This window comes from Deltaproteobacteria bacterium, assembly GCA_019309045.1.
In the GTDB taxonomy this organism is placed as follows: domain Bacteria; phylum Desulfobacterota; class Syntrophobacteria; order BM002; family BM002; genus JAFDGZ01.
Window position 1 is genome coordinate 25,069 of the sequence record JAFDGZ010000019.1, and the last position, 12,568, is coordinate 37,636.

Here is a 12,568-nt window from a genome sequence, read left to right on the forward strand (position 1 = left end):
GTCAGGTAATGCTGATGGTTTCTTTGCTCGGCTTTCTCGCCGCTAGAGTTCTCTTCGCTGTATTTTCCAATTCATCAATATCGATCGGCTTCACAAGGTACTCCGTAGCTCCCAAAGTGATTGCCTCTTTGGCTGTCTCGGTGGTGGGATATCCAGTCAGCATGATGGCGCGTATCTCCGGATTGTACTTTTTAAGTTCCGCCAACACCTCAACACCACTCATTTTTTTTAACTTAATGTCTAGAATCGCTAGATCCACTTTCGAACTCATGGCATGGTTAATGGCATCGTCCTCCTCGGTAAAAGTGTACACTTCATTCCCCTTTTCAAGAACCTTCTTGATCAGATTGCAGGCCTTGGGCTCATCGTCAAGAACCAGGATGTGGGCCATATTCTCCTCCTCTCCTGCAAGTAATGAATGCTTGCGACCAATGCTTCGTCCGGCGGACGCCGCACCGCTTCTAACTATTTAAACAGTCACAGCATAAAAATTGGATGGTATAAACTTCCGTGTGGAAAGATATGAAGCTAGTCCTTTCACAAACTCCCTTGATCAGCAGGTAGGATCCGGCAAGAGTTGGCGTGGCGAGAGCAGAACAAATTCCAGCGCAACAATTCCCTCATCCCCCTTGTCCATTGGGATCTTTCCTCCCTACATACTGACTCTTTAACAGGGGAGGATAAACGAATACACAGAGATAGTCAATCTAGCAAATGCAATGCCATTTCGAAGGAAGCAGGATCATCTCCAAAACACTATTATTTACCCCTACGCCACAGTATTTGCTTCCATCATGATTGTCCTTGGTAACGCAGCTAAAATATTGTATGAAAGAGTCCTACCTTGGAATACGATTTCACGAACGTGCCGGGAATCTGTCGCAAGCCGAGCAACGCAACCACCTGTCGTGTTTCCTACTAAATCTCTGGTGCTGCAAGATTTTTCTTGCATCATATCTGGGCAATCATACATAATAACCCGACTAAAGAAAAATCGTTGGAATGGAGGAAAAAGATTGCAGTGCAAAAACAAATATGCACTGGTAGGGGTGAATAGTTATTGAGAACCGTCAACGTGGTCCAAATGGAGGCTCGTCGATGGACCAGGACGAGAGGAGAGTGCCAGTGGCTAGCTCAGTCTTTGCAATGGATCTTCGTGCCAGTATCAAGGAAAATCTCTTTGCCAAGCTCGACCGTCTGCTAGACGCAGTTGCTCTCGAGAAGATGATCCATCCCAGGCATCTTGTGGCTATCAAGCTTCACTTTGGCGAAAAGGGTAACACCGCCTACATAGAACCGGTATTTCTTCGCCACATAGTGGATCGCGTCAAGCGGTTGGGAGGCAAACCTTTTCTCACCGATGCTAATACGCTATATGTGGGTTCAAGGACCAACAGCGTGGACCATCTCAGTACGGCCATTGAAAACGGCTTCGCCTATGCTGTGGTGGGGGCGCCTCTCACCATTGCCGACGGCCTGCGGGGCAACTCCGAAGTAGCAGTGCAGGTCGATCTACCAATTTACCATGAGGTCTACCTAGGGGCCGATGTGGTGCATGCAGATGCGCTAATCAGCGTGGCGCATTTCAAGGGTCACGAACTTGCCGGCTTTGGCGGCACCATAAAGAATATCGGCATGGGATGCGCCTCTCGCAGAGGCAAGTTGGCTCAGCACTGCGAAGTCTCTCCCAAATTCAACGGCAAAAAGTGTGTCGGCTGCGGCGAATGTGTGGCCCACTGTCCGGTGGAGGCCATCACACTCGTGAAAAAAAAGGCCAAGAAAGACGTAAAGAAATGCATTGGCTGTGGCGAGTGCATTGCTGTCTGTCCGGAAGAGGCGGTCACCATTCCCTGGGACAAGGATATGGCCCGCTTTCAAAAAAAGATGGTCGAATACACTTTCGGGGTGCTCCAAGGGAAAAAGGATAGAGCCCTGTTTTTGAACTTTGTCTGTCGGGTCACGCCGCAATGCGATTGCTATAGCTACAGTGACGCCCCTTTAGTCAATGATCTCGGCATCCTGGCCAGCCTAGACCCGATAGCTGTTGATCAGGCTGCAGTGGATCTCGTCAATGACCAGGCAGCACTGCCCGGGTGCTGCCTGACAAGCAATACCGCAGCGGGTGAGGACAAGTTCCGGGGAGTCTATCCCCACATTGATTGGTCGGTACAGCTGGACTACGGAGAGAAGTTGGGCCTTGGAAGCAGGAAGTACAAGATCAACCATATATAATCCGGGCAGTTGACCAGGGCAGCCGTCCCACCAATAATTACCAGAAATTTACTCGATGAATCAAAATGTTGTACCTTAAATGCAGCACAGCCCCACGACGTTGCCGACACACTTGCAAAAGGCTTGCGAGTCGAGTAACACCCCTCCGGTTGACCAGCCTGGCACTGTTCTTCTGGATAGTGACCCAGCCAAGCACTCTCTGGGCCCTGCAGGTGCATCCTGCCCCCGAGGGACTCTTTGCCCATCAGATAGCCCACCTGTTTTTCATTCTTTCCATGGGCATTCTCGTCTACTGGCTGCAATCCAACAATCTGGTGAGAGAGCGCGGCTGGCGATTTGTGCAGCTCTCCTGCATCCTGTTTATAGTGTGGAACTGCTGTGCCTTCACCGGCCACTGGCTGAGCAGCAAAATGGTCCCCGAAATGTTTATCGGTGCCACCTCAGATGTTGATCGCCGCCTTATTGTAAGCCGCTCACCTACGCTTGCACTTGCCTATTACTTTCTCAACATGGATCACCTTCTGTGTGTACCGGCCATCTCCTTTCTCTTTCTTGGTCTGCGTGCCTTTTACCGCCAGGCACGCCTAGAGGAGGCAGGCGAAGATGGTTACTAGTCTACCACTCTATCCTGTGTGGCTGGTTGACGTCATGGGGGCAACCTCGATGATTGTTTTGTCTTTCCTCTGCGTCAGGTACGCCCATCTGCTCAGACTCTCTGATAGCAAAAACGTCATATGGACCTATCTGTTGTGGCTCTCACTAGCACTCGCCCTTTTTTCACTGTCGCGTTCAATAGCACACATAGCCAAGCGAGTGCTTCTTCTTACAGACAACGGCGATATCTGGCTCATGCTGAGGCCTGTCACCGGCTCTATCAATACACTCACCTTTGTAATCGTCAGCAGCATTACTCTGTTCTTCCAGAGAGTATACCGGGTAAATGTCCAAATTCTCAATGATAAGGAGGCAATCGAGCGGGCCAGTGAAGAACTCCTCTGGCTCAACCGCAACCTTGAAGAAATCGTTAGGCAGCGGACTGCAGAACTGTCTGCTTCGGAAAAGAACTACCGGCGCATATTCGAGGCTTCCATGGACATCATTCTCATCCTGGACAGAACAGGAAAATTTCTAGACATAAATCAGGCCGGTCTCAATAATCTGGGCTATGGTACCAAAACCGAACTCGTGGGCACCAGCAGTCTGGCTGATCTGGTGGAACATCCAGTAGACTGCCAGAAGGTGCTCAGAGAAATTGCCGAGGCTGGCTTCAAGAAAAACCTCGAGTGCCGGCTGCGCCGCAGAGATGGAGAAATTCTCACCTGGCTGTTCACTTTTACGGTGAACCGCGGCCTGGGGGGTGAAGTTGAGACTTTCGAGGGCATTGCCAAAGATATTACCGAAAGAAAAAAGATGGAGCAGCAACTGCTGCAGGCGGATCGTCTGGCCTCACTCGGCCAGCTTTCTGCTGGTGTTGCTCACGAAATTAACAATCCCCTCGGACTGATACTGGGTTATACTCAACTGCTGCTGAGGAGTGAACCAGGAGACACCCAGACTTTTGCCGATTTGAAAATCATTGAAAAACATGCCCAGAATTGCAAGGTTATTGTGGAAGATCTTCTCAATTTCGCCCGCTCCAGTGAATCTCAAAAGGGTCCGGTTAACATCAACGATCTTCTCAGGGAGACAGTGGCCGTGGTGCAGCATCAGTTTGCTCTCGACAACGTTGTTATCGAAACGCACTACAGCGCAGGCCTGCCAACCATCAATGCCGACGGCGAAAAACTGAAACAGGTGTTCATGAACCTTTTTATGAATGCCAGGCAGGCCATCGAACACCATGGAACCATCAGGATACACACTGGAAGTTCAGCCTCTCGCCATTGGATCACCATATCTGTGGCTGACACCGGGGTCGGCATCCCCGCGCCTATTGTGGACAAGATCTTTGATCCCTTCTTCACCACCAAGCCTACTGGGCAGGGCACTGGGCTGGGCTTGTCGGTAAGCTATGGTATCATCAAGGATCATCAGGGGGAAATCACTGTAGAGAGCACTCCTGGCGAAGGCAGCATCTTCACCATTCGGCTTCCTGTCAGACCAGAAAGGGAATATCTCTAGAACTGGCTGCCGTTTTCTGGCGAAGGTAAGACAACCATGACAGCAAAAATACTCCTAGTCGACGACGAATTGGATATGTTGAGCCTGCTGAAGCGGCTCATTGCCAGTGAATTCGCCTGTGACATCGACACCGCGGCAAGTGGGGTCCAGGCCTTGGAACTCCTGGCTCGCAGCACCTATGATCTTGCCCTTGTAGATGTTCGCATGCCCGGTATGGACGGCATTGAACTGCTCGAACGCATAAGAGAGACCAATCCGTGGACCACGGTTTTGATGTTGACCGCCTATGGGGTAGTTGAACTGGCAGTGGAATCAATCAAAAAGGGCGCCTATGATTTCATCACCAAGCCTTTTGACCAGGACAAACTCATTCACGTGCTCCGCAATGCTATGGAGCGAAGCAGACTCCTCAGGGAAAACCTCAACCTCCAGCGCCGCATTAAAGAAAGCGAGCCTTTCCAGGATCTGGTCGGGGCCAGTCCTGCCATGCAGCGCATATACCAGACCATTCAGATGATCGCCAAAACAGACGTCACCGTGCTGCTCACCGGCGAATCTGGGACTGGCAAGGACCTGGCCGCCCGGGCCATCCACCGGTTGAGTCACCGCAGCAGCAAACCATACGTAGCAGTCAATTGTCCCACCCTGCCGGAAAACATCCTGGAGAGTGAACTCTTTGGCTATCGTAAAGGCGCCTTCACCGACGCCTCAGCAGACAAAACAGGGCTCTTCGAAGACGCCCAAGGGGGTACCATTTACCTGGATGAAATCGGTGACATAGCACCCACAATTCAGACCAAACTACTGCGCGTCCTTCAGGAAAAGGAAATCAAACCCCTCGGGCAAAATAAATCGATTACCGTGGACGTCCGCGTCATAGCTTCCACCAACAGAAACCTTCGCGAAAAAATCCAGCAGAAGCAATTTCGCGAAGACCTCTTTTTTCGCTTGAATGTACTCACACTGGAAATGCCTCCCTTGCGAGAACGAAAAGAAGATATACCACTGCTGGCTGAACACTTCCTACAGCGCTACTGTGCCGAGTTCAACAAACCGGGAAAGTCCTTGTCACCTGAGTTCATCGAGCTTCTTCTTCGCCGACCATGGGAAGGCAATGTACGGGAACTGGAAAACATTATCAAACGCGCCATCCTCCTCTCAGCCGACGAGCTTATTCAACCAGAGGACATCAACTGGACTAGTCTGCGGCCTCAGGAGTGCCTGGTGGGCATGGAAATTCATGATCTCCCTTACAAAGAGGCCAAGAAAGAGTTGCTGCAGCGCTTTCACATTGAGTATCTGTCGAGGCTTCTCAGCCGCCACAAGGGAAATGTCACCCGCTCGGCCAAAGAAATCGGCATGGAGCGCCAGGCGCTCCAGCAGATTATGCGCCGCTATGGGGTGAAATCTCAGGACTTCCGCAATTAGAAGGGCAATACGTGCAATACGACCTGGTGATCCTGGGGGCCGGCCCTGGAGGTTACGTGGCAGCAATCCGTGCTGCCCAGCTCGGGGCGAGAGTAAGCATCATCGAAAAGGAATTGGTGGGCGGCACCTGTCTCAACTGGGGTTGCATACCCACCAAAGCCATGTACAAATCCGCCAGACTTTTTGAGCAAATCCGCCAGGCAGATCACTTCGGCCTGAGCTGCACTGGCGCTGTGGCTCATCTCGACAAGATTATCTCCCGAAATCAGAAGATCGTCCGAGAACTCCGGCAGGGGGTGGAGCGGTTGTTTAGGAGACACCGAGTGAATCTGCTGTTCGGTGAGGGCAGGCTCCGTCGGCATAACGAAATAGAAGTAACCAGCTCCGAGCACCCGCCGCAACAGGTGTGCGGCCGCCGCATCATCATTGCCACCGGCTCAGAGCCGAAGGTTCTGCAAATCTTGCCCTGGGACAATCAAAGAGTGTTCAACACCAGAAGCATCCTGGAGCTCAGGCAATTACCCAGGAGCCTGTTCATTATTGGCGGCGGCGTCTCGGGATGCGAGTTTGCCCAGATCTTCAGAGCCCTGGGCTGTGAAGTTCACCTGAGTAAACGGAGCAGAGAACCAATAAAATCCCTTGATGGCGACCTCAATAGAGCCTTGGTCCGCAGCTTGAAGAAGCGACGGATCATCTTGCACCTGGGAGATCCGCCAGTTGCCGGCCGTTACACAGAGAGTGGAGTGGAGGTGACACTGCAGTCAGGCAAAGCTGTCTGCACAGAGGCTGTTCTAGTCACAGTAGGCAGGATGCCGGTCTCAACAGGACTTGGTTTTCGTAAAGTTGGGCTCACTTTGAAAAACGGCTTCCTGCCGGTGGACGAGCACTGCCAAACCAACATCCCCGGGATCTATGCCATTGGCGATGTGGTTGGAGAACATCTTCTGGCCCATTACGCCTCTCATCAGGGAATTGTGGCGGTGGAGCATGCACTCGGCAACGGCAAGGCTGTCGTCGACAAGCACGCGGTACCGGCTGCCATTTATACTGATCCAGAGATCGCCACCGTGGGATTGACCAGCAGACAATGCCAAGAGCTGGGAATCAGTTATCGCCAGGGCAACTTTCCTTTTCGAGCCCTGGGAAAGGCACATGCCCTAGGGGAAATCGACGGCTTCGTCAAAGTAATTGCTGCTGAAGAAGATGGCCGCATCCTCGGGGTGCACATTATCGGCCCAGAGGCGGGCAGCTTGATTGGTGAGTGTACTCTGGCCCTCAAGCAGGGGGCTACCGTGGAGGATGTAGCCCGCACTATCCATGCTCATCCCACCTTGAACGAAGCCGTCTGGGAGGCAGCAGAGGATGTGCGGGGCTTGGCCATCCACAAGCTGGATTTGAAGCTCTAGAGCGGCTGGCAGCCGGCTCAAAGGGCTGGGCTGGTGGTCTGGCTGCAACGGCAATGGCTAGTACCGCGGACTAGTTGAGACTTCGGCATATGGCAGGAAACATACCTGGAGACCCAGATCGGCAGCAGCCTGGGTGGATTATCAACCTCGGCAGGAAGGACTATGGCCTTGTCTGGGAGCTGCAGCGCCAGCTGCTCGGTTTGCGCCAGAGAAATCAGGTACCAGACCTCCTGCTCTTGGTAGAGCACGAACCTGTGATCACTCTGGGCAGACGTGCACAGGAAGCCAATGTGCTTGCTGATCGCCAAGTTTTGAGGGCTTTGGGGATCCGCATATACCGTGTGGAACGTGGAGGTGACGTCACCTACCACGGCCCTGGTCAGCTCGTGGGCTATCCTATCATCCATCTGGGTCAACAGCGTCTTTCTGTGCGGGGCTACGTGGATCTCCTGGAGGAGTTGCTTATTCAGACCCTGGCCGAATTTTCCATTGAAGCCGGTAGAAAACCGCACCAGCGTGGTATCTGGGCAGGAAATGGGAAAATAGCCGCCATCGGTGTCGCTATAAAGCGCTGGGTCACAATGCATGGCTTTTCCCTCAACATTTCACCGGAATTGTCTCATTTTCGGACCATCAATCCTTGCGGTCTTTCCCACGAAAAGGTAACCTCCATGGCTTCCATTCTAGCGGCCCCCCCGAACCTGTTGCTGGTCTGTGGCACAGTGGCAAAACAGTTTGCGCAACTCTTTGCGGGAGCCTGGCAGCAGATGTCTTACCTTGAACTCAAGAGAGAGCTCAAACCTGGCGGCGAGAAAATCGAGGTCGCCGTCAGGGGAAAATGAGGGCCTGGTGCAGCGCATTCGCCAGTAAAACGGAGGAGGGCTTGTTGTGAATGAAGAGGCCTTGAAAATCACCGAAGACCATGTCTGGGTTCTACTGCAAACCGACTTTGTTGTGCTCGGTGTCACGGATTTTGCTGCAGAGGCCCTGGGCACAATTATCTATGTGGAACTTCCGGAGGTCGGTGAAACAATAAACAAGGGTGAATCGTTTGCCACCATCGAGTCTGGCAAAGCCACCATAGAACTGATTTCTCCAGTCTCCGGCACAGTACTGCAGGCAAATGAGGCACTGGAGGAGACCCCGTCGCTGGTAAATCAGGATAGTCTCTCCAGCGGATGGGTCGCTCGCCTCAAAATTGGAGATGCTTCTGAACTTGACGATTTGATGAGCAAGCCTGAATATGATCTTTTTGTGGCGGCAGATATGGAAGAGTGACCGGTGCAATCTATTTTATGCACTGCAATCAATCCTATTCCATCGACCGAGACTTCGATCTGAGGCAACTGGTTGGTCATTCATAGCCCAAGTGCAAAGTTTTTTTTGCAGAATCTACTCTGTTCACAGCCGCATACACTGCCAACCTATTATTTCTTGTCCACAATAATCTAGTAGTATCAACAGGTTATATTCACAACAGCAGATTGTCATGAATGGCACAACCTTTGCTGCATTTACTAAATTTTGTTTTTGCTTTCATCGTTCAAGGCAGTGCTAATTCTTCGCTTTCATTCCCCGGGGGTTCATGGCAACAGCGCTGATTGTGGACAGGGAGAGCGACACTCGCCAACTGCTGAGAAGGATCCTTCGTGGCCACGGCCACCAAGTCTTTGCCTTTGCAAACCAGCAGGACGCCCTCGCCTGGGCCAACTCTCATAGGGTTGACTTGGCCATCGTGGAACTCGAGCCTGAAGTTGGCCTGGACTACAGGGCCTGGCTCACTTTGAAGCAAAGCAAGGGCGAACCGAAAGTATTGACGCTCAGCCGGTACTTCAGCAAGCACCTGGCCCTTGAAGCGCTGGCTGCTGGCACTGAAGGCTACTTCCTCAAGCCGGTGGACATAGAGGAGCTGGAATTCAAGGTCAACACTCTGGCAATGGACCTCTGAGCGGTGGAGAGAATATTGCACAACAATGAATCTGGAGGGCTCCAGAAAACAAGCCTTCAAGTTGCCAAGTTTATAGGATATTTCCAGCTTGTGAGTATCGGCGGGACTGTACTTCTGAGCCTTTTTCTCACCACCTTTCTGCCCATCTATTCGGTGGTGAACACTGTGCCCTGGGTCCTGGCATTCAGTACGCTGGTGGCGGGGTATTCGGCTGTGGATAGATTTGGCCGGGGGTTAGAACGCCTACGCTTGCTCGTCATTCTTTCCGCCGTCATAAGCACCATTTTTTGTTTGCTGTTACTGTCCGGGCTATTTTTCTATTTCATTCAGGAGCTGGCCTTCGACTGGTGGGACGCCATTCTATTTCTTCTCGTTGGGGTTGGTTGTAGCGAGATGGGAGCGCAACTCGCACTGAAATATCAGCAGTTGAAGAACGCAAAGTAATTATTTGATTCCCAAATTCGAAAGGAGGTGAGCTTTTAGCAAAACAGTCTTTTTTCTGTCTTTTATTCAAATGAGGTTATTTCATAGAGGAGGATGAGATGAGGAGATTTGGTATTCTTTTTCTTTTCTTTGGCGTCTGCCTGTTTTCGTTCCTGGCAGTCTTGCCTCAGGTGGAAGCGGCCGCCACCATATCTGCGACCGAATACAAGGCTGGCGACATGGTGACCATTTCTGGTCAGATCGCCCCCGGCAGTGATCTTTACGTTGCGGTGGCCTCCCAGCTTACCTTTGCCCCCAAAGACACCACGGGCGTCCATGAGGTGGCAAGACTAAAAAAGGAAGCAAAAAAGCGCGGCTTCACTAGTGAAACTCGTATTCCGGTACTTTATTACATCCTGACGAACAAACCGGAAGCCTTCGGCAAGGTTACTGCCAAAAGATTCGGCGGGCCATCGTTCATGCCCGGCATTTACAAGACCACCATGTTCAAACTAAACAAGTTTGATCAGCTCGACGACTACATAAAGAGCGTTCTCGGGCCCATAAAAACCAAAGAAGAGTGGAACTTCTACAAGTTTGCTCACGAGTCCACCTACGGCATCAACACCATCACCAAAGAAGGCACCACCAAGGGCAAGATCGTCATCTTTGCCCGCAGTGTCCTTGGTGATTACGCCAAGACCGGTCATTACTGGGACAAGGGAACCTCTATCCAGCTCGATCCCACCACTGGCAAATTCACCGTCACCTTCAAGAGCTTCCGCCATACCCCTCCTGACACCAAGTTCAACGTCTTTGTCAACGGCGAAAAAATTGGCTCCTACACCATGAAAGGCAATGGTTTCTGGCTGGCCAAAGGATTTCGCTATATGAATCCCCTGTGGATCACCATCGGCGCCATCCTGGTGGGAGCCTTCTTTTCAATGATAGGTGCTGCCGGCGGCATGCTCATGGCTGCCTATCAGGTGATGATCGTACACACTGCCGGCCCCATCGGCATCAATGCGGCCAATGTTCTCCGTCCTTCCAACGTTGCCCTCACCCTGTTCTCACCGCTCGGGGCCTTTTATCGGTATGCGGTCAAGGAACGCCGGGTGGCCTGGCCTGTGGGCATCTCTTTTGGTGTGGGTATTCTCATAGGCTCTATCTGGCTGGGCAAGTACGCCACCAAGTACCTGCCAATGAAGACCTACAAGGAATGGTTGGCAGTGCTGGTGGTAATCATGGGCTTTCGCACCCTCTACGAGTTGACGCCCAAGGTCATGGAGAAACGCAAGGCCATCAAGGCCATGGTGAAGAAGTTCAATGAAGAAGTGGCCAGGGCCAAAGCAGAAGGCCGGGCTGCCCAGATGGGCAGAATCGAGCCTGTCAAGACCGGCCTGACCAGCTACCAGTTCAAGTTCTGGGGTGAGGATTTCAACATCAATCCCCTGCTCTTCGGCATCATCGGCTTGCTGATCGGCATCGTTGCCAGGTCCTTCGGCATCGGCGGCGGCTTCCTGCTGGTGCCGGCCATGACAACCCTGGGCGCCCTGCCCATGTACGTGGCCGTGCCCGTGGGCCTCATCGGCACCTCTTTCAGCAGCGTCGGCGCCTTCATCGGCTATGCCCTGAACAATTACTGGCCGGATCTCTGGCTTGCCATCGCCATCATCATTGGCGGTTTTGTCGGAGGTATGCTCGGCAGTCGACTGCAGAAAATGTTCAGTGAAAAAGCTCTCAAGTGGATACTGGCGGTCACCCTGTTCTTCCTGTTCTTCCGCTTCTTCAAGATCGAAATCTGGATCTAACAGAGCACCGGCCGATCCGGCGAGGGGGAGGCCAGATGCCTCCCCCTCCCAACACAACTGGAGAGAACATGACGGAAGTATTAGACATGATTTGGCTGAAGGTGGCTGCCGCCATCTATGTTGTCAGAGACCTGCTTGCCTCTGTGCTTTCACCCCTCGATGTCCTGGGGCCGCCAGTGGCAATTTTTCTTATTGCCTGCCTCACCGTGGCCATTACCAAAGTTTTGGCAAAAATATACAAGACGCGCAGGCATCAGCAGTTGGAGAAAGAGTTCACCCACTGGTTCAATATCAGGCAGGAGGCGCTCACCAGCGCAGACCCGGAAAAGGCCAAAGCACTGGCCAAAAATATCGACGAAGCCAAGCTCAATAAGGTCTATTATGACTACTTTTTCGAAGGCCTCATGAAGAGTTTGGCTACCACCTATCTGCCAATCCTTTCTTTATTGGCCTATGTGAATGACGTCTACCGGCCCGCCAGGCTGATCATTCTCTCCGGCCACCCGTATATATTCAAGTTGGCGCTGCCGGCTTCCCAGCCGGTTGAAATTGGTGCACCCTTCTGGTTCATCATCTCGCTGCTGCTGGTCTATGTGGCTTTGTTCAGCATTCGCAGGATAATCAGAAAGGGTGATGGCAACAGAGCACCTTCCAACGGCAAGCAGACTGAGCCTTTACCGCAGGCCGGCGACACTAGTTGAGGTAAGATATTCAAACTTCAGAAGATTTTTCCTTGAGGCCCTTCTGGCATTTTTTGCGGTATTTGCGCAGCAGCTTCCACTGGCAATAGCTGCAGGATACCCCCCTAACCTGTTCAATTTTTCTTCTTGCGGTACGCAGACCGAACCCTTTTCTCAGCAAATAAGCTGTCACAAAGGTCGCTGTCCTGCCTAATCCAAGACGGCAGTGGACCAGGACCTTATTGCCTCCACTTATAACCTCCTCCACCCAGTCTAGGGCCTTGTCCAATTCCTCGAGGGAAGGGACGCCCTCATCAATCACCGGCAGATAATACACGGCAAAGCCCTGGCTACTCTCAATATCGTGCAAGTCACAGTATTCTGCACACAGGTTGACAATAGCCGAGATGCCCTGCCGTTGAATGGACTCGAGATCCTCATAGGAGCAAGGAGCATTGCCCAGAGCCAGTTGCTCTGTTAACCAACAGAGTTCATAGGTTTCAGCTCTCATCTTCAGGG

General features: G+C 52.1%; 13 protein-coding genes. 11 read left to right on the forward strand and 2 right to left on the reverse strand.

Annotated features, from left to right (window positions below; all coding sequences use genetic code 11):
* Nucleotide 1: 1 nt before the first annotated feature.
* On the reverse strand, nucleotides 2-391 hold the full coding sequence (locus JRI89_05840; GenBank protein ID MBW2070762.1) for a response regulator: 390 nt from the start codon (nucleotides 389-391) through the stop codon (nucleotides 2-4).
* 734 nt (nucleotides 392-1,125) lie between these two features.
* Here JRI89_05840 and JRI89_05845 point away from each other — a divergent pair.
* The 11 genes from JRI89_05845 to JRI89_05895 all read left to right on the forward strand — a co-directional run bounded on the left by JRI89_05845 (nucleotide 1,126) and on the right by JRI89_05895 (nucleotide 12,070).
* Nucleotides 1,126-2,232, forward strand: a complete 1,107-nt coding sequence (locus tag JRI89_05845) for a DUF362 domain-containing protein (GenBank protein ID MBW2070763.1) — start codon at nucleotides 1,126-1,128, stop codon at nucleotides 2,230-2,232.
* A 179-nt stretch (nucleotides 2,233-2,411) separates the two neighbouring features.
* Nucleotides 2,412-2,846, forward strand: a complete 435-nt coding sequence (locus JRI89_05850) for a hypothetical protein (protein MBW2070764.1) — start codon at nucleotides 2,412-2,414, stop codon at nucleotides 2,844-2,846.
* Entirely contained in the window at nucleotides 2,836-4,353 is a 1,518-nt protein-coding gene (locus JRI89_05855) for a PAS domain S-box protein (protein MBW2070765.1), read from the forward strand. Before JRI89_05850 ends, JRI89_05855 begins: the two co-directional genes overlap by 11 nt.
* A 36-nt stretch (nucleotides 4,354-4,389) precedes the next feature.
* Entirely contained in the window at nucleotides 4,390-5,781 is a 1,392-nt protein-coding gene (locus JRI89_05860; GenBank protein MBW2070766.1) for a sigma-54-dependent Fis family transcriptional regulator, read from the forward strand.
* An 11-nt stretch (nucleotides 5,782-5,792) separates the two neighbouring features.
* A complete protein-coding gene (lpdA, locus tag JRI89_05865; protein ID MBW2070767.1) occupies nucleotides 5,793-7,187 on the forward strand; it encodes a dihydrolipoyl dehydrogenase in 1,395 nt (464 codons plus the stop codon).
* Nucleotides 7,188-7,276: 89 nt separating this feature from the next.
* Entirely contained in the window at nucleotides 7,277-8,029 is a 753-nt protein-coding gene (gene lipB / locus JRI89_05870) for a lipoyl(octanoyl) transferase LipB (protein ID MBW2070768.1), read from the forward strand.
* A 61-nt stretch (nucleotides 8,030-8,090) separates the two neighbouring features.
* Entirely contained in the window at nucleotides 8,091-8,465 is a 375-nt protein-coding gene (gene gcvH / locus JRI89_05875; GenBank protein ID MBW2070769.1) for a glycine cleavage system protein GcvH, read from the forward strand.
* Between the two features lie 307 nt (nucleotides 8,466-8,772).
* A complete protein-coding gene (locus tag JRI89_05880) occupies nucleotides 8,773-9,135 on the forward strand; it encodes a response regulator (GenBank protein ID MBW2070770.1) in 363 nt (120 codons plus the stop codon).
* A 90-nt stretch (nucleotides 9,136-9,225) separates the two neighbouring features.
* The gene (locus JRI89_05885; protein ID MBW2070771.1) at nucleotides 9,226-9,579 is read left to right on the forward strand and encodes a hypothetical protein; all 354 of its coding nucleotides are present in this window, start codon (nucleotides 9,226-9,228) and stop codon (nucleotides 9,577-9,579) included.
* 98 nt (nucleotides 9,580-9,677) lie between these two features.
* Nucleotides 9,678-11,369 (forward strand): sulfite exporter TauE/SafE family protein, encoded by a 1,692-nt coding sequence (locus tag JRI89_05890; GenBank protein ID MBW2070772.1) that lies wholly within the window; start codon nucleotides 9,678-9,680, stop codon nucleotides 11,367-11,369.
* A gap of 68 nt (nucleotides 11,370-11,437) precedes the next feature.
* The gene (locus tag JRI89_05895) at nucleotides 11,438-12,070 is read left to right on the forward strand and encodes a DUF106 domain-containing protein (GenBank protein MBW2070773.1); all 633 of its coding nucleotides are present in this window, start codon (nucleotides 11,438-11,440) and stop codon (nucleotides 12,068-12,070) included.
* Between the two features lie 10 nt (nucleotides 12,071-12,080).
* On the opposite strand, the gene JRI89_05900 is transcribed toward JRI89_05895, so the two are convergent.
* Entirely contained in the window at nucleotides 12,081-12,560 is a 480-nt protein-coding gene (locus JRI89_05900) for a dual specificity protein phosphatase family protein (protein ID MBW2070774.1), read from the reverse strand.
* Nucleotides 12,561-12,568 lie beyond the last annotated feature (8 nt).